General features: G+C 62.7%; 23 protein-coding genes. 11 read left to right on the forward strand and 12 right to left on the reverse strand.

The genetic code is table 11. From position 1 onward, the window contains the following. Window positions 1–3 precede the first annotated feature (3 nt). The 5 genes from ppc (at window position 4) to AO268_RS06545 (ending at window position 5,737) form a co-directional block, all read left to right on the forward strand. Window positions 4–2,649 carry a phosphoenolpyruvate carboxylase gene (ppc, locus tag AO268_RS06525; protein ID WP_099168204.1) on the forward strand — a complete coding sequence of 882 codons (2,646 nt, stop codon included), beginning with the start codon at window positions 4–6 and terminating at the stop codon, window positions 2,647–2,649. 293 nt (window positions 2,650–2,942) lie between these two features. Next, window positions 2,943–3,590: an adenylate kinase gene (adk, locus tag AO268_RS06530; protein WP_029300155.1), complete on the forward strand. Its 648-nt coding sequence runs from the start codon at window positions 2,943–2,945 to the stop codon at window positions 3,588–3,590. 90 nt (window positions 3,591–3,680) lie between these two features. After that, the gene (gene tsaB, locus AO268_RS06535; protein WP_076962141.1) at window positions 3,681–4,364 is read left to right on the forward strand and encodes a tRNA (adenosine(37)-N6)-threonylcarbamoyltransferase complex dimerization subunit type 1 TsaB; all 684 of its coding nucleotides are present in this window, start codon (window positions 3,681–3,683) and stop codon (window positions 4,362–4,364) included. A gap of 192 nt (window positions 4,365–4,556) precedes the next feature. After that, window positions 4,557–4,877 carry a hypothetical protein gene (locus AO268_RS06540; protein ID WP_076962142.1) on the forward strand — a complete coding sequence of 107 codons (321 nt, stop codon included), beginning with the start codon at window positions 4,557–4,559 and terminating at the stop codon, window positions 4,875–4,877. Further along, window positions 4,877–5,737 (forward strand): DUF72 domain-containing protein, encoded by an 861-nt coding sequence (locus tag AO268_RS06545; protein ID WP_099168205.1) that lies wholly within the window; start codon window positions 4,877–4,879, stop codon window positions 5,735–5,737. Before AO268_RS06540 ends, AO268_RS06545 begins: the two co-directional genes overlap by 1 nt. A 10-nt stretch (window positions 5,738–5,747) precedes the next feature. Here the strand turns inward: AO268_RS06545 and AO268_RS06550 are convergent, their stop codons facing one another. Next, complete coding sequence (locus tag AO268_RS06550; RefSeq protein WP_099168206.1) at window positions 5,748–6,368, reverse strand: energy transducer TonB; 621 nt, start codon at window positions 6,366–6,368, stop codon at window positions 5,748–5,750. 95 nt (window positions 6,369–6,463) lie between these two features. On the opposite strand from AO268_RS06550, the gene AO268_RS06555 reads away from it, so the two are divergent. Next, window positions 6,464–7,258, forward strand: a complete 795-nt coding sequence (locus AO268_RS06555) for a class I SAM-dependent methyltransferase (protein ID WP_076962145.1) — start codon at window positions 6,464–6,466, stop codon at window positions 7,256–7,258. Here AO268_RS06555 and AO268_RS06560 read toward each other — a convergent pair. Further along, complete coding sequence (locus AO268_RS06560; RefSeq protein ID WP_099168207.1) at window positions 7,236–7,871, reverse strand: TetR/AcrR family transcriptional regulator; 636 nt, start codon at window positions 7,869–7,871, stop codon at window positions 7,236–7,238. The two genes, AO268_RS06555 and AO268_RS06560, sit on opposite strands and share 23 nt — an antisense overlap. Before the next feature lie 93 nt (window positions 7,872–7,964). Here AO268_RS06560 and AO268_RS06565 point away from each other — a divergent pair, with 93 nt between their 5' ends. The 3 genes from AO268_RS06565 to AO268_RS06575 all read left to right on the forward strand — a co-directional run bounded on the left by AO268_RS06565 (window position 7,965) and on the right by AO268_RS06575 (window position 12,470). Continuing rightward, on the forward strand, window positions 7,965–9,068 hold the full coding sequence (locus AO268_RS06565; protein ID WP_076962147.1) for an efflux RND transporter periplasmic adaptor subunit: 1,104 nt from the start codon (window positions 7,965–7,967) through the stop codon (window positions 9,066–9,068). A gap of 6 nt (window positions 9,069–9,074) precedes the next feature. Next, window positions 9,075–12,140, forward strand: coding sequence for an efflux RND transporter permease subunit (locus tag AO268_RS06570; protein WP_076962148.1), 3,066 nt, complete (start codon window positions 9,075–9,077; stop codon window positions 12,138–12,140). A gap of 138 nt (window positions 12,141–12,278) precedes the next feature. Beyond that, window positions 12,279–12,470, forward strand: a complete 192-nt coding sequence (locus tag AO268_RS06575) for a hypothetical protein (protein ID WP_076962149.1) — start codon at window positions 12,279–12,281, stop codon at window positions 12,468–12,470. Between the two features lie 83 nt (window positions 12,471–12,553). On the opposite strand, the gene AO268_RS06580 is transcribed toward AO268_RS06575, so the two are convergent. From AO268_RS06580 to plsB, 3 genes are read right to left on the reverse strand one after another with little or no spacing between them, the layout of a single operon-like run. Beyond that, window positions 12,554–13,240, reverse strand: coding sequence for a DUF4197 domain-containing protein (locus AO268_RS06580; RefSeq protein WP_076962150.1), 687 nt, complete (start codon window positions 13,238–13,240; stop codon window positions 12,554–12,556). Window positions 13,241–13,265: 25 nt separating this feature from the next. Beyond that, on the reverse strand, window positions 13,266–13,667 hold the full coding sequence (locus AO268_RS06585) for a YbaY family lipoprotein (protein WP_099168208.1): 402 nt from the start codon (window positions 13,665–13,667) through the stop codon (window positions 13,266–13,268). Window positions 13,668–13,718: 51 nt separating this feature from the next. Continuing rightward, window positions 13,719–16,220: a glycerol-3-phosphate 1-O-acyltransferase PlsB gene (plsB, locus tag AO268_RS06590; protein WP_076962152.1), complete on the reverse strand. Its 2,502-nt coding sequence runs from the start codon at window positions 16,218–16,220 to the stop codon at window positions 13,719–13,721. Window positions 16,221–16,400: 180 nt separating this feature from the next. Here plsB and AO268_RS06595 point away from each other — a divergent pair, with 180 nt between their 5' ends. Continuing rightward, entirely contained in the window at window positions 16,401–16,610 is a 210-nt protein-coding gene (locus tag AO268_RS06595) for a cold-shock protein (protein WP_003189131.1), read from the forward strand. A 178-nt stretch (window positions 16,611–16,788) separates the two neighbouring features. On the opposite strand, the gene AO268_RS06600 is transcribed toward AO268_RS06595, so the two are convergent. The 4 genes from AO268_RS06600 to AO268_RS06615 all read right to left on the reverse strand — a co-directional run bounded on the left by AO268_RS06600 (window position 16,789) and on the right by AO268_RS06615 (window position 22,024). Further along, complete coding sequence (locus tag AO268_RS06600) at window positions 16,789–17,166, reverse strand: hypothetical protein (protein ID WP_076962153.1); 378 nt, start codon at window positions 17,164–17,166, stop codon at window positions 16,789–16,791. Between the two features lie 72 nt (window positions 17,167–17,238). Then, window positions 17,239–18,048 (reverse strand): putative RNA methyltransferase, encoded by an 810-nt coding sequence (locus AO268_RS06605; RefSeq protein ID WP_076962154.1) that lies wholly within the window; start codon window positions 18,046–18,048, stop codon window positions 17,239–17,241. Next, window positions 18,048–19,199: a succinyl-diaminopimelate desuccinylase gene (gene dapE, locus AO268_RS06610; protein WP_076962155.1), complete on the reverse strand. Its 1,152-nt coding sequence runs from the start codon at window positions 19,197–19,199 to the stop codon at window positions 18,048–18,050. The genes AO268_RS06605 and dapE overlap by 1 nt, the downstream gene beginning before the upstream one ends. A 233-nt stretch (window positions 19,200–19,432) precedes the next feature. Beyond that, window positions 19,433–22,024 carry a glycosyltransferase gene (locus AO268_RS06615; RefSeq protein WP_076962156.1) on the reverse strand — a complete coding sequence of 864 codons (2,592 nt, stop codon included), beginning with the start codon at window positions 22,022–22,024 and terminating at the stop codon, window positions 19,433–19,435. 208 nt (window positions 22,025–22,232) lie between these two features. Between AO268_RS06615 and tcdA the strand changes: the two genes are divergently transcribed. Then, window positions 22,233–23,042 (forward strand): tRNA cyclic N6-threonylcarbamoyladenosine(37) synthase TcdA, encoded by an 810-nt coding sequence (tcdA, locus tag AO268_RS06620; RefSeq protein WP_065938764.1) that lies wholly within the window; start codon window positions 22,233–22,235, stop codon window positions 23,040–23,042. 130 nt (window positions 23,043–23,172) lie between these two features. Here tcdA and AO268_RS06625 read toward each other — a convergent pair whose 3' ends face one another. The 3 genes from AO268_RS06625 to dapD form a co-directional block, all read right to left on the reverse strand. Continuing rightward, a complete protein-coding gene (locus tag AO268_RS06625) occupies window positions 23,173–23,586 on the reverse strand; it encodes a SufE family protein (RefSeq protein WP_076962158.1) in 414 nt (137 codons plus the stop codon). Beyond that, a complete protein-coding gene (locus AO268_RS06630; RefSeq protein ID WP_099168209.1) occupies window positions 23,583–24,788 on the reverse strand; it encodes an aminotransferase class V-fold PLP-dependent enzyme in 1,206 nt (401 codons plus the stop codon). Before AO268_RS06630 ends, AO268_RS06625 begins: the two co-directional genes overlap by 4 nt. Window positions 24,789–24,858: 70 nt before the next feature. Beyond that, window positions 24,859–25,893, reverse strand: a complete 1,035-nt coding sequence (gene dapD / locus AO268_RS06635) for a 2,3,4,5-tetrahydropyridine-2,6-dicarboxylate N-succinyltransferase (RefSeq protein ID WP_076962160.1) — start codon at window positions 25,891–25,893, stop codon at window positions 24,859–24,861. Window positions 25,894–25,910 lie beyond the last annotated feature (17 nt).

Consider the following 25,910-nt stretch of genomic DNA (forward strand, 5'->3'; position numbering starts at 1 on the left):
CTGATGAGCGATATCGATGCACGTTTGCGTGAAGATGTTCACCTGCTGGGTGAACTGCTGGGCAACACGATTCGAGAACAGTACGGTGATGAGTTCCTCGACAAGATCGAGCAGATCCGCAAGGGCGCCAAGGCCGATCGCCGGGGCGCGGCAACGGAGGCGGCGGCCGGCGAAGAGCTCAGCGCCAGCCTCAACCAGTTGCAGGAAGACGAGTTGTTGCCGGTGGCGCGTGCGTTCAACCAGTTCCTCAACCTGGCCAATATCGCTGAACAGTACCAACTGATTCACCGGCGCGATGAGTCCCAGCCGGCTCCGTTTGAATCGCGGGTGCTGCCCGAGTTGCTGGCGCGTTTGCAGCGTGAAGGCCATAGCAGTGAATCCCTGGCCCGCCAGTTGGCACGGCTGGAGATCGAGCTGGTGCTCACCGCCCACCCCACCGAAGTCGCGCGCCGCACCCTGATCCAGAAATACGACGCTATCGCCGCGCAACTGGCCTTGCAGGATCACCGTGACTTGACCAGCGCCGAGCGCGAGCAGATTCGTCAACGCCTGCAACGGCTGATCGCCGAAGCCTGGCACACCGAAGAAATCCGCCGCACCCGGCCCACCCCGGTGGACGAGGCCAAGTGGGGCTTTGCGGTGATCGAGCATTCGTTGTGGCACGCGATCCCCAACTACCTGCGCAAGGCCGATCACGCCTTGCACGCCGCCACCGGCCTGCGCCTGCCCCTGGAGGCGGCACCGATCCGCTTCGCCTCGTGGATGGGCGGCGACCGTGACGGCAACCCCAACGTGACGGCGCCCGTGACCCGTGAAGTCTTGCTGCTGGCGCGCTGGATGGCGGCGGACCTGTACTTGCGCGATATCGATCAGTTGGCCTCCGAGCTGTCGATGCAGCAGGCCAGCCCCGAGTTGCAGGCCAGGGTCGGCGATAGCGTCGAGCCTTATCGGGCCTTGCTCAAGCAACTGCGCGAACGCCTGCGCGCCACCCGCAATTGGGCGCACGCGGCGTTGGCCGGCAGCCTCCCGGCGCCGGCCGAGGTGCTGCAAAACAATCGCGACCTGCTGGAGCCGCTGGAGCTGTGCTATCAGTCCCTGCACGCCTGTGGCATGGGCGTGATTGCCGACGGCCCGCTGCTCGATTGCCTGCGCCGTGCGGTAACGTTCGGCCTGTTCCTGGTGCGCCTGGATGTGCGCCAGGACTCCAGCCGGCATTCGGCGGCGATGAGCGAAATCACCGACTACCTGGGCCTGGGTCGCTATGAGGACTTGGACGAAGACGCGCGCATCACCTTCCTGATGCAGGAATTGGCCAACCGTCGCCCATTGTTGCCGGGGTATTTCAAGCCATCGGCCGACACCGCCGAAGTGCTCAATACCTGCAAGGAAATTGCCGCCGCGCCCGCCGCCTCCCTGGGCTCCTACGTTATCTCCATGGCCGGCGCGGCGTCCGATGTGCTGGCGGTGCAGTTGCTGCTCAAGGAGTCCGGGGTGCAGCGGCCGATGCGTGTGGTGCCGCTGTTCGAGACCCTGGCCGACCTGGACAACGCCGGCCCGGTGATCGAGCGCCTGCTGCTGTTGCCCGGCTATCGCGCGCGTCTGCAAGGCCCGCAGGAAGTGATGATCGGCTATTCGGACTCGGCCAAGGACGCCGGCACTACTGCGGCGGCCTGGGCCCAATACCGGGCCCAGGAACGCCTGGTGGATATCTGCCGCGAGCAGCAGGTGGAGTTGCTGTTGTTCCATGGTCGCGGCGGCACCGTTGGCCGTGGCGGCGGCCCGGCCCACGCGGCGATTTTGTCGCAGCCACCGGGCTCGGTGGCTGGGCGGTTCCGCACCACCGAGCAGGGCGAGATGATTCGCTTCAAGTTCGGCCTGCCGGATATCGCCGAGCAGAACCTCAATCTGTATCTGGCCGCAGTGCTGGAGGCGACCTTATTGCCACCGCCGCCCCCGGAGCCGGCCTGGCGCCATTTGATGGATGAATTGGCGGCCGATGGTGTCAGCGCCTATCGCGCGGTGGTGCGGGAAAATCCGCAGTTCGTCGAGTATTTCCGCCAGTCCACGCCGGAGCAGGAACTGGGCCGCTTGCCCCTGGGCAGTCGCCCGGCCAAGCGTCGTGCCGGGGGCATCGAGAGCCTGCGCGCGATCCCGTGGATTTTCGGCTGGACCCAGACGCGCCTGATGCTGCCGGCCTGGCTGGGCTGGGAAGCAGCCTTGAGCAAGGCCCTGGAGCGCGGCCAAGGCCAGTTGCTGGGGCAGATGCGTGAGCAATGGCCGTTCTTCCGCACCCGCATCGATATGCTGGAAATGGTCCTGGCCAAGGCCGACGCCGATATCGCCCGGCTCTATGACCAACGTCTGGTACACGCCGACCTGCTGCCATTGGGCGCGCATTTACGCGACCTATTGTCGCAGGCGTGTGCCGTGGTGCTTGGCCTGACCGGCCAGTCGCAGTTGCTGGCCCACAGCCCCGACACCCTGGAGTTCATCCGCCTGCGCAACACCTACCTCGACCCGTTGCACCTGTTGCAGGCCGAGCTGCTGGCCCGCTCCCGCCAGCAGGAGGCGACACAGGACAGCCCTCTGGAACAGGCGCTGCTGGTGTCCGTGGCCGGTATTGCCGCCGGGTTGCGTAACACTGGCTGACATTTGTCGCGTGTTCTCAAGGGCTTGCAGACAAAACCGCCGGCCGACCCGAAAGGGCGGTGCCGGCGGTTTTGGGGCGGGGTTGCACCAAGGGATACCGCGACCAAAAGGCTTGTGTGGTGCGGGTTCTTCCGACTTTTGGCGGCTTGTGTGGTTAGGGCTCGCTGTGTATCTTGATCAGCCTTTGGCCGGTTGGGCGGCCTGGATTCGTATTTTTACGAGCATATTCTACGAGATTGGCCCCACGCGGCGAATCCGAGCGTCATCTCTATAAAAAATTGAGGAGCACATCGATGCGCGTCATTCTGCTGGGAGCTCCCGGGGCCGGTAAAGGTACTCAGGCAAAGTTCATCACTGAAAAGTTCGGCATTCCACAAATCTCCACTGGCGACATGTTGCGCGCTGCCGTCAAGGCCGGCACCGAGCTGGGCCTGATCGCCAAGAGCGTGATGGACAGCGGTGGCCTGGTTTCCGACGACCTGATCATCAACCTGGTCAAGGAACGCATCAGCCAGGAAGACTGCAAGAACGGCTTCCTGTTCGACGGTTTCCCCCGCACCATTCCCCAGGCCGAAGCCCTGGTGAAGGCCGGCGTCGAGTTGGACGCGGTGGTTGAAATCGCCGTTGAAGACGAAGAAATCGTCCAGCGTATTGCCGGTCGCCGCGTTCACGAAGCCTCGGGCCGCGTCTACCACATCGTCTACAACCCGCCCAAAGTGGCAGGCAAGGATGATGTGACTGGTGACGACCTGGTACAGCGCAAGGACGACACCGAAGAAACCGTGCGTCATCGCCTGTCGGTCTACCACTCCCAGACCAAGCCACTGGTAGAGTTCTACCAGAAGCTGTCGGCGGCCCAGGGCAAGCCGAAATACAGCCACATCCCGGGCGTTGGCTCGGTGGAAGCCATCACCGCCAAGGTGCTGCAAGCGCTGAACTGATCTGACGATCGGCTTGACGTTCAACGGCCCGCTTGCGGGCCGTTGTTGTTTATACTGGCAAACTTTTTTTCGATTTGGACACCCACACCGATGAGCACCCTGCTGGCCCTGGACACCGCGACTGAAGCTTGCTCCGTTGCCCTGCTGCATGACGGCAAGGTCACGAGCCACTATGAGGTGATCCCCCGCTTGCACGCGCAAAAGTTGCTGCCGATGATCAAGCAGTTGTTGCTCGATGCCGGCACCACCTTGTCGGCGGTGGACGCCATCGCCTTTGGCCGCGGCCCGGGGGCGTTCACTGGCGTGCGCATCGCCATCGGTGTGGTGCAGGGCCTGGGGTTTGCCTTGGAGCGCCCGGTATTGCCGGTGTCCAACCTGGCCGTGCTGGCCCAGCGCGCACTGCGTGAGCATGGCGCGGCCCAGGTGGCGGCAGCCATTGATGCACGGATGGATGAGGTCTACTGGGGCTGCTACCGCGAAACCGCTGGCGAGATGCGCCTGGTCGGCGTTGAAGCGGTGCAGCCACCCGAAGCCGCCGCGTTGCCGGCCGATGCCAGTGGCGACTGGTTTGGTGCCGGTACGGGTTGGGGGTATGGCGAGCGGATCGCCGTGGCAACGGTCGGCCAGGATGCCGGGATGTTGCCCCATGCCGAAGACCTGCTGACCCTGGCGCGTTTTGCCTGGGAACGCGGCGAGGCGATCCCGGCTGATCAGGCCGCTCCGGTGTACCTGCGCGATAAAGTGGCGCAGACCAAGGCTGAGCGCGGGCTCTAGGTTTATTGCGGTCAGCCTCTAATGTGGGAGCTGTCGAGCCCCACCGTTGATCGCAGGCAATCCTCACCAATCGTCAGAATTTCCCCCTGGGTTTAAACCTTTGCCCATTTATGTGTTCTAGTTGTCACCAGAGCATTTGCGTGCCAAGGAAAGTGCCGCTAAATTGCCATTACTGATCACGGATCTGCATGCATGCGTATAGACGGCTTTTCTTCCCAGCCCTACCCCCTCAAGCGCAAGCCACGCAAGGCGAACGTGACGGTAGACGAGTCCGTCGAAGAGTCCCCCGACTTTATTGAAGTCCAGCCAGAAACCTCCCAAGGCGCGACGCCTTCCGCGCGCTCCCAGGGCGCCAGCGGCGCACGTATCAGCGGCGTTCCGGCGCGCCAGCAAGACATGGTCTTCCCGCGCTCCATGAGCCGCAACGTTGCCACGGCCCTGGCCAGCTACCTGACCACGGCAGGCTTTGTCGAATGGGATATGGAAGTGCTGGGTCTCGATATCCATATCTGATGCTGTTGCCTTATTTCCTCGGTTGCCCGTCCTGGAGTGAAAACGCCTGGCGCGAGTACCTGTATCCACAAGATGCCCGCGCCACGGATTTTCTCGGGCTCTATTGCCAGGTGTTCAACGCCTGCGAAGGCAACACCACCTTCTACGCGCGGCCCTCGGTGGCCACCGTGCAGCGCTGGGCCGAGATCATGCCTGCGCACTTTCGGTTTACCGCCAAATTTCCCGGTGATATCAGTCACAGTGCTGACCTGCGCGAACAGTTGCCCGCCGCCGAAAGCTTCCTCGGCCTGATGAGCCCGCTGGGCGAGCGGGTTTCGCCACTGTGGCTGCAACTGCCGGCCAGTTTCACCCCGCAGCGGCTGGGGGAGCTGGCAGGGTTTATCGACGGCCTGGAGCGCCCGCTGGCGGTGGAAGTGCGTCACCGTGAATTCTTCGCCAAGGGCGACGCCGAGCGCAGCCTCAACCGCTTGCTGCGTGACCGTGGTGTCGAGCGCATCTGCCTGGACCCACGGGCGTTGTTCAGTTGCACTTCAACCTCGGCCGCCGTGCTCCATGCCCAATCGAAAAAGCCCAAGGTCCCGCCCCGGCCAGCGGCGTTGACCCAGTTCCCCCAGGTGCGCTTTATCGGCCACCCGGAGCTGGAAGCCAACGATCCGTTCCTGGTGCCGTGGGTGGAAAAAGTCGCCGGCTGGATCGAGGAAGGGCGCACGCCTTACGTGTTCCTGCACACCTCGGACAATCGCCTGGCGGCCCAACTGGCCATGCGCTTTCACCAGCAATTGAGGGTGCGTTTGCCGGGGTTGCCGGCGTTGGCGCAGTTGCATCGGGAACCTGCGGTGGAGCAACTGGGGTTGCTCTAGGCGCGCGGGATCAAGCCGCCAGGCGCAGGTTCTGCAGGATCAGCGGGCGGGCCCAACCACAATCGAAGTCCAATGCCTTTTGCTGCAGCGCTAGTTCTTCATCGGGATACGGTTCGGCGGCGGGTGGCAGCAGGTCCAGTTCGAGCTCGGCAATCGGCAGGAACAACGGCTTGGCTTGCGGCGCCGGGCCCGGGGCGGGCAATGGCTGGCCGGCAGTGAGGACGATGGGGCGTACCCAGCCACTCTCGAAGTTCTGCTGGCGCTGTTGGGCGACGATTTCATCCTCCGGGAACGGCACGGCCGCCGGTGGCAGCAACTCCAGTTCAAACTCGGCAATCGGCAGGAATAGCGGTTCAGGCGGGGCGACCTCGGTGTCCTGGACATTGCAATGACGCTGGGTGACGATTTGCGTCAGCAGGTCGCTGCCGGCGCTGGGTTCGATCGAGGCATCCACCGGCACCGGGTCTGCGGCCAACTGCGCCCCTGGCTCCTGGCCAAGCTGCTCGGCCAACGCCCGGGCGAAGAAGTCCTGCCACACATGACTGACGCCGGCCAGCGCTTGGGTATTGCGCAGGCCGAAGTGGTTGTGGGTCGGCAGGACACCGGTGAATAGGGAATGAATGTCTGACATTTCTCTCGGTCGACGCTCAGGGTCTGGCAAAATGCCTGATCCTTTTTTATCGGCCGCTTTTGGCCGATCCTTAATATTTTTGAGCGTAGCAAACGATGAGCGAACAACCCGCGGCCAGCCGCATTCGGGTCGAGGCCTTGGCCGACGGTTTCCAGGCCCGCGCCCAGCACTGGGCCGAGCAGCTTGGCTTGCCTGTGCAACTGGCGGACGCTGAGTTTGCCCTGCAAGTGGGCGAGCATGGCCTGCAACTGCAACAGCTGGGGCCCGATGCGCCTGGCCCGGTGCGGGTGGATTTTGTCGAGGGCGGTGCGGCCCATCGCCGGCTCTATGGCGGTGGCAGCGGGCAGATGATCGCCAAGGCGGTGGGGGTGTCCCAAGGTGTACGTCCGCGGGTACTGGATGCCACGGCGGGCCTGGGCAAGGACGCGTTCGTACTGGCCAGCCTGGGCTGCGAGATGAGCCTGATCGAGCGTCAGCCGTTGATCGGGGCCTTGCTCGAAGATGGCCTGGCGCGTGGGGCGGATGATTTTGAAGTGGCGCCCATTGTTGCGCGGATGACCCTGCTCAAAGGCAACTCCATCGAGGTGATGCGCCATTGGGAGGGGGAGCCGCCGCAGGTGATCTACCTCGACCCGATGTTTCCCCACCGTGAGAAAACCGCCCTGGTGAAGAAGGAAATGCGCCTGTTTCGCCCGCTGGTGGGCGACGACCCGGATGCCCCGGCGTTGCTCGCGGCGGCCTTGGCTCTGGCCAGCCATCGGGTGGTGGTAAAGCGCCCACGCAAGGCGCCGTGCATTGACGGGCCCAAGCCGAGCCATGCGCTGGATGGCAAATCCAGCCGGTACGATATTTATCCGAAGAAAGCGCTCAAGGCCGGTACGCCCGCATAAAAAACCCTACCACTTCCTGCACATGCTCTTCGGCGGCGGCTTTGCTCAAGCGTTCGCCACAGCCATACAGCAAGCGGAAATTGGCCGTGCCCTTGAGCATGCAAAAGAAGTGTTCGGCCGCAGTAAACGGCTTGTCGATGCTCAAGGCACCACTCTGGTTGATCTTGCCCAGCAAGCGCTCCATGCCCTGCAACATCCGCATGGGGCCGGCTTCAAAGAAGATCTGCGACAGCTTCGGATCTTGATTGCCCGAGGTCATCATCAAGCGATGCAGGTTCACCGACTCTTCACTGTTGATCAGCAGGTGAAAGCCCCGGGCGATGTTCAGCAGCACCTTCTCCACCGGCACACCGTCGGGCAGCTCGAAATACATCACCGGCAGTTGCGCTTCGCACTTGGCCTCGACGGCGGCGGTGAACAGCGTTTCCTTGTCGGTGAAGTGGCTGTAGACCGTCAGTTTCGACACCCCCGCCTCAAGGGCCACGGCGTCCATGCTGGTGCTCGCGTAACCGTTGCTCAAGAACAGGATTTTCGCTGCGTCGAGGATTGCCTGGCGCTTTGCCATGTCCTTGGGACGCCCGGGGCTATTGGTGGTTACAGGATTGTCAGACATTTTTACTTTAAATAGTGGACTGGTGAGTTTGGTATTAATAACATACCGGTCAGTATAATTACTCCAAGCACCATTTGCGAAAGGTCCTTCAGCATGCGCAGCATTTTCCTGCCCCTCGCGTTGCCTGTCAGCCTTGCTCTTTTATTGGCTGCCTGCGGCCATGAAGAGGCGGCTCAAACCACCGTCCGTCCGGCCATGGTGGTGCAACCACAGCCTTCGGCGCTGGCAATGGACAGCTACCCCGGCGAGGTTCGTGCCCGTTATGAGCCGGACCTGGCCTTTCGCATTGGCGGCAAAGTCAGCCGCCGGCTGGTGGAAGAGGGCGAGCGCGTCAAGGCCAACCAGCCGCTGGCCGAGCTCGACCCCCAGGATGTACGCCTGCAACTGCAGGCCACGCGTGCCCAGGTCACGGCAGCCGAGGCCAATCTGAGCCTGGTGCGGGCCGAGCGTGATCGCTACAAGACCCTGATGGACCGTCAGATGGTCAGCCGCTCCCAGTACGACAATTCCGAAAACCTCTACCGCGCAGGCGTCGCCCGCTTGCAGCAGATCAAGGCTGAATTCGACGTGGCCAACAACCAGGCCGGCTATGCCGTGCTGCGTGCGCCCCAGGATGGGGTGGTGGCCAAGCGTGCGGTGGAAGTCGGGCAAGTGGTGTCTGCCGGGCAGACCGTGTTCACCCTGGCCACCGATGGCGAGCGTGAAGTGTTGATCAGCTTCCCAGAGCAAAGCTTCGGCCGCTTCAAGGTCGGCCAGCCGGTCTCGGTGGAGTTGTGGAGCCAGCCCGAGCAACGTTTCGCAGGGCGCATTCGCGAGCTGTCGCCAGCGGCCGACCCCAAGTCGCGCACCTTTGCTGCCCGTGTCGCCTTCAACGCCGGTAAGGTCCCGGCGGAGCTGGGGCAGAGTGCGCGGGTCTTCATCCAGGCCGACGGTGTGATTCCCTTGGCGGTGCCGCTGTCTGCCCTCAGTGCGGAGAATGGTGTGTCCTACGTCTGGTTGGTCAAGCCGGATAACACCCTCAAGCGCACGGCGGTGCGCATCGGCGCCTTCGGCGAAAAAAGCGTGCCGGTGCTCGAAGGCCTGGCCCCCACTGACTGGGTGATTGCCGCCGGTGTCCATGTGCTCCATGAGGGCCAGCAAGTGCGCCCGGTGGATCGCTCCAACCGGGTGGTGAATCTGGCGGCCAACAAGGAGTAGTCCCCGATGGGTTTCAATCTTTCCGAATGGGCGTTGCGTAATCGCCAGATCGTCCTGTTCCTGATGCTGTTGCTGGCGGTCGTCGGCACGTTGTCCTACACCAAGCTGGGGCAAAGCGAAGATCCACCGTTCACCTTCAAGGCCATGGTCATCAAGACCAACTGGCCAGGCGCCACGGCCCAGGAAGTGTCGCGCCAGGTCACCGAGCGCATTGAAAAGAAACTGATGGAAACCGGCGAGTACGAGCGCATTGTCTCGTTCTCCCGCCCGGGCGAATCCCAGGTCACGTTTATCGCCCGGGACTCGATGCACTCGGCGCAGATTCCCGATCTCTGGTACCAGGTGCGCAAGAAGATCAGCGATATCCGCCAGACCCTGCCACCGGACATCCAGGGCCCGTTCTTCAACGATGAATTCGGCACCACCTTTGGCAATATCTACGCCCTGACCGGCGAGGGTTTTGACTACGCGGTGCTCAAGGACTACGCCGACCGCATCCAGATCCAGCTGCAACGGGTGCCGGATGTGGGCAAGGTCGAGCTGCTGGGGCTACAGGACGAGAAGATCTGGATCGAGCTGTCCAACCTCAAGCTCGCCACCCTCGGCCTGCCCCTGGCGGCGGTGCAACAGGCATTGCAGGAGCAGAACGCGGTGTCTACCGCCGGCTTCTTTGAAACCCCGAGCGAGCGTGTGCAGTTGCGGGTGTCGGGTAACTTCAAGGCGGTGGAAGAGATCCGCAATTTCCCGATCCGCGTGGGCGACCGCACCTTCCGCATCGGCGACGTGGCCGAGATTCACCGTGGCTTCAATGACCCGCCGGCGCCGCGTATGCGCTATATGGGGGACGACGCGATCGGCTTGGCCGTGGCCATGCGTGATGGTGGCGACATCCTGGTGCTGGGCAAGGCCCTTGAGGCTGAGTTCGCACGCCTGCAGAAGAACCTTCCGGCCGGCATGCAGCTGCGCAAGGTGTCGGACCAGCCGGCGGCGGTGAAGACCAGCGTGGGCGAATTCGTCCAGGTGCTGGCCGAGGCCCTGGCGATTGTGCTGCTGGTGAGCTTTTTCTCCCTGGGCGTGCGCACCGGCATGGTGGTGGCCCTGGCGATTCCGCTGGTGCTGGCCATGACCTTTGCTTGCATGTATTACCTGGGGATCGGCCTGCACAAGATCTCCCTCGGTGCCCTGGTATTGGCCCTGGGTTTGTTGGTCGACGACGCGATCATCGCCGTGGAAATGATGGCGATCAAAATGGAGCAGGGCTACGACCGCCTCAAGGCGGCCAGCTTCGCCTGGACCAGTACCGCGTTCCCGATGCTCACCGGTACGCTGATCACCGCAGCCGGCTTCCTGCCGATTGCCACCGCGCAATCGAGTACCGGCGAATACACCCGCTCGATTTTCCAGGTGGTGACCATCGCGCTGCTGGCCTCGTGGGTCGCGGCCGTGGTGTTTGTGCCCTACCTGGGGGAAAAGCTCCTGCCGGACCTGGCGAAGATTCACGCGGCCAAACACGGCGCCGATGGACCGGATCCCTACGGTACGCCGTTCTATCAGCGCGTACGGCGCTGGGTAGAGTGGTGCGTACGCCGGCGCAAAACCGTGATTGTGCTGACCGTGCTGCTGTTTATCGGCTCGGTGGCGCTGTTCCGTTTTGTCCCGCAACAATTCTTCCCGGCGTCCGGGCGCCTGGAGCTGATGGTCGACCTGAAGCTGGCCGAAGGCGCCTCGCTGAGTAATACCGCCGATCAGGTCAAGCGTCTCGAAGGCCTGCTCAAGGCGCATGCCGGGATCGACAACTATGTGGCCTATGTCGGCACCGGTTCGCCGCGCTTCTACCTGCCCCTGGACCAGCAACTGCCGGCGGCCAGCTTTGCCCAGTTCGTGGTGCTGGCCAAGACCATCGAGGAGCGCGAAACCCTGCGCACCTGGTTGATCGAGACCCTCAACGAGCAATTCCCCGACCTGCGTTCGCGGGTCACGCGCCTGGAGAACGGCCCGCCGGTTGGTTATCCGGTGCAGTTTCGCGTGACCGGCGAGCACATCGAAGAAGTGCGGGCCCTGGCGCGCAAGGTGGCGGCCAAGGTGCGTGAGAATACCCATGTGGTGAATGTGCATCTGGATTGGGAAGAGCCGAGCAAGATCGTCTACCTCAATGTCGACCAGGACCGCGCCCGCGCCCTGGGCGTGAGCACGGCCAACCTGTCGAAATTCCTCCAGAGTTCCCTGACCGGCTCCAGTGTCAGTCAATACCGGGAGGACAACGAGTTGATCGAAATCCTCCTGCGCGGCACCGTGCATGAGCGTACCGAGCTGTCGCTGCTGCCGAGCCTGGCGGTGCCGACCGATAATGGCACCAGCGTGGCGCTGTCGCAGATCGCCACTCTGGAATATGGCTTCGAGGAAGGCATTATCTGGCATCGCAACCGCCTGCCAACCGTGACTGTGCGCGCCGATATCTATGGCAAGGAGCAGCCGGCGACCCTGGTCCAGCAGATCCTGCCGACCCTGGCCGCGGTGCGTGCCGAACTGCCGGATGGTTACCTGCTGGACGTGGGCGGCACCGTGGAAGACTCCGCCCGTGGCCAGAACTCGGTGAAAGCCGGCGTGCCGCTGTTTATCGTGGTGGTGCTGACCTTGCTGATGCTGCAACTGCGCAGCTTCTCGCGCACGGCCATGGTGTTCCTTACCGCGCCGTTGGGGCTGATTGGCGTGACGCTGTTCCTGCTGGTGTTCCGCCAGCCGTTTGGTTTCGTGGCCATGCTGGGGACTATCGCGTTGTCGGGGATGATCATGCGCAACTCGGTGATCCTGGTGGACCAGATCGAGCAGGACATCAAGGCCGGCCTGGAACCCTGGCAAGCGATTATCGAAGCCACCGTGCGGCGCTTCCGGCCGATTGTGCTGACCGCGCTGGCGGCGGTGCTGGCGATGATCCCACTATCGCGCAGTGTGTTCTTCGGGCCGATGGCGGTGGCGATCATGGGCGGGTTGATTGTGGCGACGGCGCTGACGTTGCTGTTTTTGCCGGCGTTGTATGCGGCGTGGTTCCGGGTCAAGCCGAGATCCGCATAACGTGGAGTAAATAGGCTACACGGTTTAGGAACTGTTTTTTGCGCACCTGCCACTCAGGGATTACCTGGGTTTCAGGTGCCTTTTCCTGGCGGCGGGGTTGCTCCAGGAGGAGGTTTCATTAAATGTGAGGAATGACCTATGGGCATGTTTGGGCTAGCAGGGTTCGGTATGATGCCGATGATGGCCTTCAAAATGGGGAAACACTTCGGCAAGGGCAAGGGCAAATCCAAATGTAAGCCACCGCCCTGCCAGCAGCACCACCATCACCACGCTCAACCACAGCAGTTCTCCAGTACCATCAAGTACGAGGGCAAAATCACCTACAGCTGATGGTAGTGAGGTGCATATCTGCTGGGCAATAACACCAACGCCCCGATTATTCGGGGCGTTGGTGTTTGTTGCCGACGGTGTGCCTAGAGGGCGCCGAACACTTTCTTCGCCAGGCTGGTGGCGGCGGCTGCCGGGTTCTGGCGGATGCTTTCTTCCTGTTGGGCAATCATCTTGAACAAACCGTCCAGCGCTTGTTCAGTCACGTAGTTTTCGACGCTGTCGCTCTTGCCGCCCAACAACCCCATGGGCGCTTTTTTGGCCAGCGCGTTGTACTGCTGGGCAACACCGACCTTGTCCGTGGATTGCTTGACGATTGGCAGGAACTTGGCGCGGATCTGCTCGCGGCTGCTTTTGTCCAGATACTGGGTCGCTGAATCCTGGCCGCCGCTGAGGATGCCCTTGGCGTCGCTCACGCTCATGTTTTTCACGGCATTGACCAGAATCGGCTGGGCCTGGGTCACAGCGGACTCGGCGGCCTTGTTCATGCTGGCTTCAAGTTGGCTGATCTGATCGCCCATACCGAGCATTTTCAGGGCGCCGGCGGCTTTTTCCAGCTTGCCCGGCAAACCGATTTTCACCTCGGGGTTATTGCTGAAACCACCGGGAGCCCCCAGTTGCTTGACGGCAATCTGCGCGCCCTGGGTCAACGCGTCCTTGAGGCCGCCTGTGGCGTCGCCCTGGGACAGGTCGCCGAGGGACAGGGCCATGGCGTTGGCACCGAGCAGCAGGCCCGCGCACAGGGCGCTGAGGCGAAGAGAGTTGCGGAGCATGGGCGCTTCCTTTTTATCGACTGGATCAGTGGGTAACGGCGTCAACGCGCAGGCGAAGCGGCTGGGGATCCTGGCCGTTCAACTGCACCGAATGGCGCTCGGTGGTGATAAACATTAGCTTGCCATCCAGCTCGATGCGAGCGCTGACCGAATAGCTGTGGCCGGGCTTGATCTGGGCCGGGTCGTAGTTCAGGTGGAAAGGCAGCGGCACCTGGCCGTTGACCGGGCCTTTCTGCTCGGCCAGGGTCACGGCGGGGGCGTCGGCCAGGGACACATCCTGCAGGCTGACGCTCAAGGTGGCGGCAGGCGGCAGGGCAATGCGTTGCAGGTAGAACACTTCGCCATCAAGGCTGGCTTTGGGCGCGGGATTCATCGAGTGACAGGCTCCCAGCAGGGCGGTCAGGCCCAGGAGAATGATTTTTTTCATGGTACAGCTCCTTGTCAACGGCGCCAGAAACACCCTGGCGCCCTGGTAAATCTAGCGGGTTTCGTCCGCGGCGTCCGGCGCGGGCGCTTCCTCGTTGCGGTGCAGCGCCACCTGGCGGATCGACAGGCGAATCTCCGCCGGCAGCACCCGCTTGGCCGCGCCTTCGGCCAACTCGCCGAGCAGGTCGTGGTAACTCAGCTTGCCGGCTTCATCGCGGCGCAGCACATCTTGCTCCAGCAATGTCTGGATGAAATGTCGGAAAAGGCTCTTATCGAAGAACTCCGGGGCATTCAGGCCATGTAGGATCGACAGGCGCTGGGCCATGACTGTGCACAGGTCTTCCAGTTCTTCGGCGCTGATACTGTTCTGGCCGCTGTTGAGCAACAGGGAAATGGCCATATAGAAGCGTTGCAGGGTCTGGGCAATGCTCTTGGACAGCAGGGTCAGCAGCACAAAGTTGCGCGAGCTGGGGGCCGGGCGCAGGTAGATGTTGTTTTCAAAGCGCAGCAGGCCTTGTTCCACCAGGGCTTCGAGCCACTGGTCGACCACCGCGTCCAGCTCGTCCAGGGACCAGCGGATAAACAACTCCGATTGCAGGTACGGATACAGCGCGCGGGTGTAGCGCAGGATCTGTTCGCGGCTCATGCGCGAGCTGCTCTGGAAGAAACTGGCCAACAGCGCCGGCAGGGCGAAAATATGCAGCACATTGTTGCGGTAATAGGTCATCAGGACCGCGTTTTGCTCGTCCAGGTACAGGATCTTGCCCAGGGCATCGCTCTGTTCCGACAGCAGGTGCATGTCCTTGACGTGCTTGATCAGGGCCTGGCCGTCGCCCTCGGGCAGCGTGGTGTGGGGCGAGTAGGGCACCCGGCGCAGCAGCGCCAGGTACAGGTCCAGCACCCGCGCCATGGCCTGGTCGTCCAGGGCCAGGCGGCTGGTGGACAGTAGCGCCAGCGCCACCAGGTTCACCGGGTTGATCGCGGCGGCTTCGTTGAGGTGCTGGGCCACCCGTTCGCCGAGACGGTTGGTGGTCTCGTTGAGCCAGGCCGGCTTGTAGTGGGGCGCCAGTTCCTGGGTGCGCCAGTCCGGTTGCTCGTGGTCGAGAAACTCCGCCAGCTTGATCGGCTCGCCGAAGTTGACCGCCACCTGGCCAAAGCGCTGCTTGAGCGCGCCAATGACCTTGAAGATATCGAAGATCGACTCTTTCTTTTTTGTCGCCCCGCGCAGTTCGCCCAGGTAGGTGCGGCCTTCCAGCACCCGTTCGTAGCCGATATACACCGGCACAAACACGATCGGCATGCGTGAGGAACGCAGGAAGCTGCGCAGGGTGATCGCCAGCATCCCGGTCTTGGGCTGCAGCATGCGCCCGGTACGCGAGCGCCCGCCCTCGACGAAGTACTCCACCGGGAAACCCTTGGTGAACAGGGTGTGCAGGTATTCGTTGAACACTGAGGTGTACAGCGGGTTGCCCTTGAACGTGCGGCGCATGAAAAACGCCCCGCCACGGCGCAACAGGCTGCCGATCACCGGCATATTGAGGTTGATCCCGGCGGCGATGTGCGGCGGGGTCAAGCCGTTCTTGAACAGCAAGTAGGACAGCAGCAGGTAGTCGATATGGCTGCGGTGGCAGGGCACGTAGATCACTTCGTAACCCTGGGCGACCTTTTGCACACCTTCGATATTGTTGACCTTGATCCCGTCGTAGATCTTGTTCCAGAACCAGCTCAGCACCACTTCGAGGAAGCGGATGGCGGTGTAGGTGTAGTCCGAGGCGATCTCGTTGCCGTAGCGCAAGGCCAGGGCCTTGGCTTTTTCCGGGCTGATGTTCTCGCGCTCGGCCTCATCGAGGATCGCCTGGCGCACCAGCGGCATGTTTACCAGGCCCTTGACCAGGTTGCGCCGGTGGGACAGGTCGGGGCCGATCACGGCGGTCTTGAGGTTGCGAAAGTGCACCCGCAGGATCCGTTGGGCCATGCGTACGGTGCGTTCGTGCCCTTTATTGTGCTCGATCAATTCACGCAGGTTGATTGGCGCCGAGAATTGCACCCGGGTCTTGCGCCCCAGGATCAGGATACTCAACAGCCGGCGCAGGCGCCCGGTGACGGCCCAGCTGTCGGCGAACAGCAGTTTCCAGGGGCTGGACTCGCTGGCTGGCGACTGGCCCCAGAACACACTGACCGGGATGACCTGGGCATTTTCCTCGGCGTGCTCGCTCAGGGTGTTGACCAGGCGCGTCAGGGTCGGTGGTGCGCCGCGCTTGTCCTGGCGGCCGAGCCAGTCCGGGTCGGGGGTCAGGTAGAAGAACGCCGCCGGTTCCATCAACGGGCCAACGGACACCGGCAGCACCGGGCGCGGCAGGCCGGCCTTGGTGCACTCGGCATCCACCACGGCCAGTTCGGTCAGGGAGGGCGATTGCAGGACGTAGAACACCGGCCGGCTGCGGTCCAGGTTTAGGGTGAGGGACGACTGGTTGATCGTTTCCGAGCGAACCCAGAGGTACAACAGTCGGCGCAAGGTGCCAAATACCAGACGGCGGAACGGGGAGCGGGTCATAGGTGTGCTGCTTTGAGTGGGAAAAACCGAGCAGGCGCTCGGGCGGGTAGTGTGCCGTATTCGCCGAAAATCGGCAAAAAAGCAGCGAAGTAAAGTTGAGTTGATCGTTTTTGAGCCTGTCTTATACTCGGCAGTTCAATTGGGCTGACTCAACAATAAAAAACCAGTGGGAGCAAACAGATGACAACGCGCGAAACCGGCAATGTGAAGTGGTTTAACGACGCCAAGGGCTATGGCTTTATCCAGCGGGAGGACGGCAAGGATGTGTTTGTGCACTACCGCGCCATCCGCGGGGAAGGCCACCGCTCCCTGGCCGAGGGCCAGCAGGTGGAATACGCCGTGGTGACCGGTGAGAAGGGCTTGCAGGCGGAGGATGTGGTCGGTCTTTAAAGCCGATTTCTGCAACGCCGCTGAACCCATGTGGGAGCGGGCTTGTGTGGGAGCTGGCTTGCCTGCGATACAGGCACCTCGGTCTCTCTGTCAGACCATGGTGATGCTATCGCAGGCAAGCCAGCTCCCACACAAGCCAGCTCCCACACAAGCCAGCCCCCACACTGACCAGGTTGGGTCAGGCAGTTTTCCAGGTGATCTGTTCTTCACCATCGGTGCTGATCCGAATCCAGGTGTCGGCGCTTTCCTCACCTTCTTCCTCGACCCACGTTCCCGGCGCGCAGCGCACTTCAACGTTCAGCGCGGCAAACGCCGCACGGGCGCAGGCGATGTCGTCTGCCCACGGGGTCTGGTCGCTTTCCAGGTACAGGCTGTTCCACTTGCCCACGGCCTTGGGCAACCAGGTCACTGGCACATTGCCGGCCTTGCACTTGTAGGTCTGGCCCTTTTGTACCCAGTCGGTACATGGCCCCAGGGCCGCGCCCAGCCAGGCGGCGATGGCCTTGTAGTCGACGTCGGCGTCCTTGAGGTAAATCTCGATATCGGGTTGGCGCATGGATGTTCCTCGTTGCGGGATTCGAAAATCCATTCGCGGATTCAGGGTGGGCACAAATGCCCGTAAAGTCGGTTATTGAAGCACGAAATAGTCGTAGCGCATGGACACGGTGACCAGCAGCGGTCCGGCCTGTTCGATCACCTGGGCGCGGCGCTCGGCACTGGCGCGCCAGCCGTGGGGGGTCATCGCCAGTAGGTTGGCGCGGTCCTTGGGCTCGGCCAGGCTGAGCTGGAACTCCAGCACTTCGCTGTGTTGCAGGCTCATGCCGTCCGGCACCAGGGCCAGGTGCTTGTCGTCGGTGTATTCGCGCACTTCGTCGTACAGGCGTTCGCGCAGTTCCATCAGGTGGCCGCTGGTCGGGCCGACCTTCATCAAACCGCCGCCAGGGCTGAGCAGGCGCTTGGCTTCCTGCCAGTCCAGTGGGCTGAATACGCTGGCGAGGAACTGGCAACTGCCGTCGGCCAGGGGCACGCGGGCCATGCTGGCAATCAACCAGGTCAGCGTCGGGTTGCGCTTGCACGCGCGCTTGACCGCTTCCTTGGAGATATCCAGGGCATAACCATCGGCACGCAGCAGGGCATCGGCGATTTGTGCGGTGTAATAACCCTCGCCGCAGCCGATATCCAGCCAGCGCTGAGGCTTGCGCTCAGCGGCCAGTGCCGCCAGGCGTTTGGCCACCGGGGCGTAATGCCCAGCATTGAGGAAGTCGCGGCGCGCTTCCACCATCGCCAGGTTATCGCCCGGGTCGCGGCTGTTCTTGTGCTGTACCGGCAACAGGTTCAGGTAGCCCTGGCGGGCCCGGTCGAACCGGTGCCCGGCCGGGCATACCACGCCATTGTCCAGCTCATTGAGTGGCGCACTGCAAAGGGGGCACGCGAGCATCAGGCGAGCAACTTGATCAGGGTCTGGTAGTAGATTTCGGTCAGCACGTCGAGGTCGCTGGCCAGGATACGTTCGTTGACCTGATGGATCGTCGCGTTGACCGGGCCCAGTTCCACCACTTGGGTGCCGAGGGTCGCGATAAAGCGCCCGTCGGACGTGCCGCCGCTGGTGGACGCCTGGGTCTCGCGGCCGGTGATGGCCTTGATGCTGGCCGACACCGCATCCAGCAGAGCGCCCGGCTCGGTCAGGAACGGCAGGCCCGACAGCGCCCACTCCACATGCCAGTCCAGGCCATGCTTGTCGAGAATCGCCGCAACCCGTTGCTGCAGGCCTTCGACGGTGGACTCGGTGGAGAAACGGAAGTTGAACACCGCTGTCAGGTCACCCGGGATCACGTTGGTGGCGCCGGTGCCGGAGTTGAGGTTGGAAATCTGGAAGCTGGTGGGCGGGAAGAAGGTATTGCCGTCGTCCCAATGCTCGGCGGCCAGTTCGGCCAGGGCCGGGGCGGCCAGGTGGATCGGGTTTTTGGCCAGGTGCGGGTAGGCCACGTGGCCTTGCACACCGCGCACGGTCAGGGTCGCACCGAGGGAGCCGCGCCGGCCGTTCTTGACCACATCGCCCACCAGGGTGGTGCTCGACGGTTCACCGACGATGCACCAGTCCAGGCGCTCCTTGCGTGCTGCCAGGCGCTCGATCACCGCCTTGGTGCCGTGGTGCGCCGGGCCTTCTTCGTCGCTGGTGATCAGGAAGGCGACCGAGCCCTTGTGGTCCGGGTAATCCTTCACAAAACGCTCGGACGCCACCAGCATCGCAGCCAGGCTGCCTTTCATGTCGGCCGCGCCACGCCCGCAGAGCATACCGTGCTCGTCGATCAGCGCGTCGAACGGGTCATTCTGCCAGGCCTGCAGCGGGCCGGTCGGGACCACGTCGGTGTGGCCGGCGAAGCACAGCACCGGGCCCTCGTGCTGGCCGTGGGTGGCCCAGAAGTTGTCCACATCTTCGATGCGCATCGGCTCAAGCGCAAAGCCGGCGTCGCCCAGGCGCTGCATCATCAGCTTCTGGCAGTCGGCGTCGATCGGCGTCACCGACGGGCGGCGGATCAAGTCGATAGCGAGTTGGAGGGTCGGCGAAAGGTCGGCGTGGGCCGTCATGGGAAAACTCCGAAGGTGTGTCAGGGCGCAAGACGAAAGTGAAATAGATCCAGTGTGGGAGTGGGCTTGCCCGCGATGGCATCGCTGCGGTGCAACTGATACACCGCGGCGCCTGCATCGCGGGCAAGCCCGCTCCCACAAGGGGGATCAGTGGCTGCCTGAACCCATAAAGGGCCGTTATCTTATAGCAAAACGGCGACCAGAGGCCGCCGTTTAGTGCATTGCGCAAGTTTTTACGTCGCCGTTGCAGGCTCCGCGGCCACCGCCGGTTTAGGCAGCGACGAGAGGAACGCCATGATCAACGCCGCCACATACGGCAGCGATTGCACCAGCAACATCACCACCCAGAAGCGCATGTCATTGCTCGGCAGGCCCTGCACCAGGTAGATCCCCAGCGCCGCGCCCCACAGTAGCAACATGATGAACATCTCTTCGCGGGCTTCGGAAATCGCTACCCAGAAGCCGTGGTTGTCCGCGTTTTTCGGTGTACGAAAGAACGGAATACTGGTGGTGAAGAAGCCATACAGCACCGCCTTGGCGATGGTGTGGGACAGCGCCAATCCGGCCAGGGCCGCGCAGAACGCATCCTTGAGGTTTACGCCCACGGCGCGACGGTAGAGGAAGATGATCTTGCCGACCTTGAACACAAACAGCGCCAACGGCGGGATTGCGAAGATCAGCAGCGGCGGGTCGACCCGGGTCGGCACAATGATCATCGCCGCCGACCACAACAGGGCACCGACGGTGAAGAAGATGTTCATGCCATCCGCCACCCACGGCAACCAGCCCGCGAGGAAGTGGTAGCGCTGGCCACGGGTCAGTTCGGTGTCCTTGCCGCGCAGCAGGCTGGCGGTGTGGCGCTTGATGATCTGGATTGCACCATAGGCCCAGCGGAACCGCTGTTTCTTGAAGTCGATAAAGGTATCGGGCATCAGGCCCTTGCCGTAGCTGGTGTGGTAGTACGCAGCCGACAGGCCTTTCTCGAATACCCGTAGGCCCAGTTCGGCATCTTCACAGATGCACCAGTCGGCCCAGCCCAGCTCTTCGAGCACCGAGCGGCGGGTCATGGTCATGGTGCCGTGCTGGATGATCGCGTCGCGGTCGTTGCGGGTAACCATGCCGATATGGAAGAAGCCTTTGTATTCGGCGTAGCACAGCTTCTTGAAGGTGCTTTCGTTCTGGTCGCGGTAATCCTGGGGCGACTGCACTACGGCGATTTTCGGGTCGGCGAAGTGCGGCACCATGTGTTTGAGCCAGTTGGGCGATACGCAGTAGTCCGAGTCGATCACCGCGATCACTTCGGCGTCCTTGGCGGTGTGCGGGATCAGGTAGTTCAGTGCGCCGCCCTTGAAACCGGCCAGGGGCGCGACGTGGAAGAACTTGAAGCGCGGGCCCAGGATGGCGCAGTAGTCGCGCACCGGCTCCCACACCGCCGGGTCCTTGGTGTTGTTGTCGATGATCAGGACTTCGTAGTCCGGGTAATCGAGGGCGGCCAGGGCGTCGAGGGTCTGTTTGACCATCTCCGGCGGTTCGTTGTAGCACGGCACATGGATAGATACTTTCGGGCGGTAGTCCGAATCCCCTTCAACCGGCAGGAATTCACGCCGACGCTTGTGGGTCCAGACCGCTTCCGCCAGCTCATGGGCCTCGGTCAGCAGCACGATAAACACGCCCAGGGCGCCCAAGGCGAGTAAGAAGCCGACGACCAGGCTGAACCAGGTGCTGTATTGCTGGCTGTAGTCGTAGCCGATCCACACCAGCACCGACCCGCACAGGAACGCGATAAAGGTCAGGAAGGTGCGGCCACGCTGGCGCAGGGCCGAGCCGTCGATCATCAACAGGGTCAGCGACAGCAGTGCCAGCACTACCGAGCCGATGGCCAGCACCCGCCATTGCGGGATGGCCACGACCGGGCCTTCAAAGTTGAATTTCTGCTGGCGCGCGGCGTTGAACACGCCCCAGTAGGCGCCCACCGAGCCTTCGTCACTGGCTTTCCAGGGTTGGTCGAAGGCTTCGATCACAAAGTAGTTGTAGCCCTGGCGGTTCAGCTTGTTGACCAGGGTGCGCAGGTAAATGGCCTGGTCGGCCGGGGAGGCGTCCGCGCCACCGCGCATGCGCCCATTGCTCGGCCAACCGACTTCCGACAGCAGCAGTGGCTTTTTCGGGAAGGTCTTCTTCAGATCCTTGGCCCGATCAAGGACGAATTGCCCGGCCTGGGCCATCGGCACATGTTCCCAGTACGGCAGGACGTGCGCGGCGATCAGGTCGACATGCTTGCCCAGTTGCGGGTTGTGTTCCCAGATATGCCACTGCTCGGAGGTGGTTACCGGTACTTTGACAGCTGCGCGCACCCGATCCAGCAGGACGATCAACTCCTCGGGGGTGATTTCCTTGCGGAAGATGGCCTCGTTGCCCACCACCACGCGTACCACGCTGCGCGAGGTGTTGGCGATCTCGATGGCCCGCTGGATCTCGCGCTCGTTGCGCTCGAGGTCCGGGCTGATCCAGATCCCCAGGGTCACGCGTAGGCCGAATTCTTCGGCCAGCTTGGGGATATTGCCCAGGGGGCCGTCGACCGAATAGGTCCGAATGTTGTCCGTCAGCTTGCTCATGATCGCAAGGTCCTGACGCATTTGTTCGTCGTTCGGATACTGGTCTTTCTGCGGGTACTGGCCTTGCTGGAACGGCGAGTAGGAAAACCCGGAAATCTGCTGGGGCCAGTTGGGGGTAGTGACCGGGCGGTTGATCAGCGCCCAGAAACCGGTGAACAGCGCGGCAATTGCCAGCACCACCACCAGGTTGAGTCCAAATTTACGCGATGACATAGCTGTTTCGGGTTCCAAAGGGTGTGGAACGAATGGAGGTGTCGAACGGCGCGCATCCTACACCGGCCCTTCCCTGGGCGTACAGCAAGCCCGGAAAAACCGGGCATTGGGCAGCGAAAGCGTCGGTAAGTTCTTTAGTTATAGCTTGTAGCTTAGAACTTATCGCTGCGTAGCCCTATAATGCGCGCCGGTTTTTGGGGTAATGGTCATGAGTACAGAAGATCCACGGTTTGCCGGCGTCGCCCGCTTATATGGCATTGAAGGTCTGGAACGCTTGAAAGCGGCCCATGTGGCCATCGTCGGCGTGGGCGGTGTCGGTTCGTGGGCGGCGGAAGCCATGGCCCGTTGCGGGGTGGGCGAGATCTCGCTGTTTGACCTGGACGACGTGTGCGTCAGCAACAGCAACCGCCAGTTGCACGCCCTAGACAGCACGGTGGGCAAGCCCAAGGTCGAAGTGATGGCCGAGCGCCTGCGCGCGATCAACCCCGATTGCACGGTGCATGCCGTGGCAGACTTCGTGACCCGTGACACCATGGCCGAATACATCACGCCAACCATCGACTGCGTGATCGACTGCATCGACGCGGTCAACGCCAAGGCGGCGCTGATTGCCTGGTGCAAGCGCCGCAAGATCCAGATCATCACCACCGGCGGCGCGGGCGGGCAGATTGATCCGACGCTGATCCAGGTGTGCGACCTGAACCGCACGTTCAATGACCCGCTGGCCTCGAAAGTGCGCTCCACCTTGCGCCGCGACTACGGGTTCTCGCGTACCGTGACCCGGCACTACAGCGTGCCTTGTGTGTTCTCCACCGAACAGCTGCGTTATCCCAAGCCCGATGGCAGCATTTGTTTGCAGAAGAGTTTTGTCGGGGATGGGGTGAAGCTGGACTGCGCCGGTGGGTTTGGCGCGGTGATGATGGTGACCGCGACGTTCGGCATGGTCGCGGCGACCAAGGCGGTGGACAAGATCGTGGCCGGGGTGCGCAGGCCTTCGGAACGGGTCAAGCCTGCATAAATATCACTGCCCTGCATCAATCAAAAATGTAGGGGCTTGCCCGTGATAGCGGCAGATCAGTCGACATATAGATTGGCTGACCCACCGCAATCGCGGGCAAGCCCGCTCCCACACAAGTCTGCCCCCACAGTTAGTTTTGCGTATGGCTCAAGTCGCGCATGCGCTGCAAAACCGCATTCAACCCATTGCTGCGCGACGGCGACAATTGGCGGGAAAGCCCCAGTTGGTTGAACCAGTCAGGCAGGTCGACCGCCTGTAACTCGGCCGCCGACAGCCCATTGACCCGCGCCAGCAACAACGCCACTAACCCTCGAATCAAGCGAGCTTCGCTGCTGGCAGCAAACTGCCAATGGCCGTCGTGCAAGTGCCCCACCAGCCACACCAGGCTTTCACAGCCCTGTACCAGGTTGGCATCGATTTTATCGGCCTCGGCCAAGGCTGGCAGTCGCTCGCCCCATTGCATCAGCATTCGCGCGCGTTGCTCCCAACTGCCCACTGCCTGAAAGGCTTGCAGTGCGGCAACGGCCTCTACAGGCAGGCTCATCGCAGCATGTCCAGCGCCTGGTCCAGGGCTTCAAAGAAGCGCTCCAGGTCATCGGAGTCGTTGTACAGCGCCAGGGACACCCGGATCGCCCCCGAGAGCTGCAGGCCTTTGAGCAAGGGCATAGCACAGTGATGGCCGGCGCGTACCGCGATGCCTTGCTCGGTCAGCAGGTGGGCGAGGTCGGCGTTGTGCACACCCTCCACCACAAAGCTGGCCAGGGCCACCTGCGGCGAACCCAGCAGACGCACACCATTGCGGGCCTGCAAGCCGCGCAACAGGTAGTCATGCAGCGCCGCTTCGTGGGCGTTCACCGCCTGTTGATCCAGCGAGCTCAGGTAATCCAGGGTCGCTCCCAGGCCAATTACCCCGGCAATCGGTGGCGTGCCCGCTTCAAAACCCAGGGGCGCCGGGCGGAAGCTGGCGCTGTGGTAGTCCGCCTGTTGCACCATCTCGCCACCAAACTGCCAGTGGCGTAGCCGATGCAGGGCCTCGTTGCGCCCATACAGCACGCCGACACCGTCGGGGCCGTAGAGTTTGTGGCTGGAAAATACATAGAAGTCGCAGCCCAGGGCCTGCACGTCATGGCGACCGTGGACAACCCCCTGGGCGCCATCCACCACGGTCAAGGCGTCGTGGGCCTTGGCCAGTGCCAGCAACTGCGGCAATGGCTGCCAGACACCCAGCACGTTGGACAACTGGCTCACCGCCAGCAGCCGGGTGCGTGGCCCGATCATCGCGGCGGCGGCTTGCAGGTCGATCAAACCCTCGTTGTCGAGGGGCAACACCACCAGCGTGAGTTCGCGACGCTTGGCCAGTTGCTGCCAGGGCAGCAGGTTGGCGTGATGTTCCAGGGCGCTGATGACAAGCTCATCGCCCGGGTTGAAAAGGTGCTCGAGGCCATAGGCCAGGAGGTTCAGCGCAGACGTCGCGCCGTGGGTAAAGATGATCTGCCCGTTGTCACCTGCGTTGAGCCATTGCGCCACTTTGCTGCGACTGTCCTCGAACCCTTGAGTCGCATGGGCGCCCGGCAAATGCTGGGCACGGTGCACATTGGCCGCGCCATTGGCGTAGTAATGGCTGAGGGCGTCCAACAGGGCTTGAGGTTTTTGCGTGGTCGCGGCGTTGTCCAGGTAGGTCTGGTCTTGCCGTTGCAAGGTAGCGATGGCCGGGAAATCGGCGCGCCAGGGCGAGGGCACAAGCATGGGATTGAAGACTCATATGAACCGGCCGCGTTGGCAAACGCGGCCGGTTCCGGTGGCATCGAGTCGCTGCTTAGTTGTGAGCGTGCAGCGCTGCGTTCAGTTCGATGGCCGACTTGTGGGTTTTGCACTCCACGGCACCGGTCTCGGAATTGCGGCGGAACAGCAGGTCGGGCTGACCGGCCAATTCACGGGCCTTGACCACCTTGACCAGTTGGTTCTGCTCGTCGAGCAGTGCCACTTTGGTGCCGGCGGTCACATACAGGCCCGATTCCACGGTGTTGCGGTCGCCCAATGGGATACCGATACCGGCGTTGGCACCGATCAGGCAGCCTTCGCCGACCTTGATCACAATGTTGCCGCCGCCCGACAGGGTGCCCATGGTGGAGCAACCGCCGCCCAGGTCCGAACCCTTGCCGACGAAGACACCCGCCGATACACGGCCTTCAATCATGCCCGGGCCTTCGGTGCCGGCATTGAAGTTGATGAAGCCTTCGTGCATCACGGTGGTGCCTTCGCCCACATAGGCACCCAGGCGCAGGCGCGCGGCATCGGCGATACGCACACCGGCCGGCACCACGTAGTCGGTCATTTTCGGGAACTTGTCCACCGAGAACACTTCCAGCAGTTCGCCACGCAGGCGTGCTTCCAGCTGGCGCTCGGCCAGTTCGCCGATGTCGATCGCGCCCTGGCTGGTCCAGGCCACGTTCGGCAGTTGCGGGAACACCCCGGCCAGGCTCAGGCCATGGGGCTTGACCAGGCGGTGGGACAGCAGGTGCAGCTTGAGGTAGGCCTCTGGGGTGGAGGTCAGCGCGGCGTCTTCGGCCAGCAGGGTGGCGACCAGCGGCTTGTGGCTTTCGGCCAGGCGCGTCAGCAGGGCGGCCTGGGTGGCATCTACATTTTTCAGGGCGTCGACCAGTTGCGAGGCCTGGGCAATGGTAAACGTGATGGCCTGGTTGCCTTCGCTATAGCCAAGGATCGGCGCGATGGCGGCGACGATTTCGGCCGAAGGGTTGAGCAACGGTTGCGCGTAAAATACTTCCAGCCAAGCACCTTGGCGGTTCTGGGTGCCGACGCCGAAGCCCAGGCTGAACAGGGAATTGGACATGCTGTTACCTCTGCAAA

The sequence above is a fragment of the Pseudomonas sp. ICMP 8385 genome (assembly GCF_002699915.1).
GTDB lineage: Bacteria > Pseudomonadota > Gammaproteobacteria > Pseudomonadales > Pseudomonadaceae > Aquipseudomonas > Aquipseudomonas gessardii.

Coding starts and splice junctions, on each gene's coding strand:
- ppc (WP_099168204.1), top strand. CDS start 4: ATGAGCGATATCGATGCACGTTTGCGTGAAGATGTTCACCTGCTGGGT.
- adk (WP_029300155.1), top strand. CDS start 2,943: ATGCGCGTCATTCTGCTGGGAGCTCCCGGGGCCGGTAAAGGTACTCAG.
- tsaB (WP_076962141.1), top strand. CDS start 3,681: ATGAGCACCCTGCTGGCCCTGGACACCGCGACTGAAGCTTGCTCCGTT.
- AO268_RS06540 (WP_076962142.1), top strand. CDS start 4,557: ATGCGTATAGACGGCTTTTCTTCCCAGCCCTACCCCCTCAAGCGCAAG.
- AO268_RS06545 (WP_099168205.1), top strand. CDS start 4,877: ATGCTGTTGCCTTATTTCCTCGGTTGCCCGTCCTGGAGTGAAAACGCC.
- AO268_RS06550 (WP_099168206.1), bottom strand. CDS start 6,368: ATGTCAGACATTCATTCCCTATTCACCGGTGTCCTGCCGACCCACAAC.
- AO268_RS06555 (WP_076962145.1), top strand. CDS start 6,464: ATGAGCGAACAACCCGCGGCCAGCCGCATTCGGGTCGAGGCCTTGGCC.
- AO268_RS06560 (WP_099168207.1), bottom strand. CDS start 7,871: ATGTCTGACAATCCTGTAACCACCAATAGCCCCGGGCGTCCCAAGGAC.
- AO268_RS06565 (WP_076962147.1), top strand. CDS start 7,965: ATGCGCAGCATTTTCCTGCCCCTCGCGTTGCCTGTCAGCCTTGCTCTT.
- AO268_RS06570 (WP_076962148.1), top strand. CDS start 9,075: ATGGGTTTCAATCTTTCCGAATGGGCGTTGCGTAATCGCCAGATCGTC.
- AO268_RS06575 (WP_076962149.1), top strand. CDS start 12,279: ATGGGCATGTTTGGGCTAGCAGGGTTCGGTATGATGCCGATGATGGCC.
- AO268_RS06580 (WP_076962150.1), bottom strand. CDS start 13,240: ATGCTCCGCAACTCTCTTCGCCTCAGCGCCCTGTGCGCGGGCCTGCTG.
- AO268_RS06585 (WP_099168208.1), bottom strand. CDS start 13,667: ATGAAAAAAATCATTCTCCTGGGCCTGACCGCCCTGCTGGGAGCCTGT.
- plsB (WP_076962152.1), bottom strand. CDS start 16,220: ATGACCCGCTCCCCGTTCCGCCGTCTGGTATTTGGCACCTTGCGCCGA.
- AO268_RS06595 (WP_003189131.1), top strand. CDS start 16,401: ATGACAACGCGCGAAACCGGCAATGTGAAGTGGTTTAACGACGCCAAG.
- AO268_RS06600 (WP_076962153.1), bottom strand. CDS start 17,166: ATGCGCCAACCCGATATCGAGATTTACCTCAAGGACGCCGACGTCGAC.
- AO268_RS06605 (WP_076962154.1), bottom strand. CDS start 18,048: ATGCTCGCGTGCCCCCTTTGCAGTGCGCCACTCAATGAGCTGGACAAT.
- dapE (WP_076962155.1), bottom strand. CDS start 19,199: ATGACGGCCCACGCCGACCTTTCGCCGACCCTCCAACTCGCTATCGAC.
- AO268_RS06615 (WP_076962156.1), bottom strand. CDS start 22,024: ATGTCATCGCGTAAATTTGGACTCAACCTGGTGGTGGTGCTGGCAATT.
- tcdA (WP_065938764.1), top strand. CDS start 22,233: ATGAGTACAGAAGATCCACGGTTTGCCGGCGTCGCCCGCTTATATGGC.
- AO268_RS06625 (WP_076962158.1), bottom strand. CDS start 23,586: ATGAGCCTGCCTGTAGAGGCCGTTGCCGCACTGCAAGCCTTTCAGGCA.
- AO268_RS06630 (WP_099168209.1), bottom strand. CDS start 24,788: ATGCTTGTGCCCTCGCCCTGGCGCGCCGATTTCCCGGCCATCGCTACC.
- dapD (WP_076962160.1), bottom strand. CDS start 25,893: ATGTCCAATTCCCTGTTCAGCCTGGGCTTCGGCGTCGGCACCCAGAAC.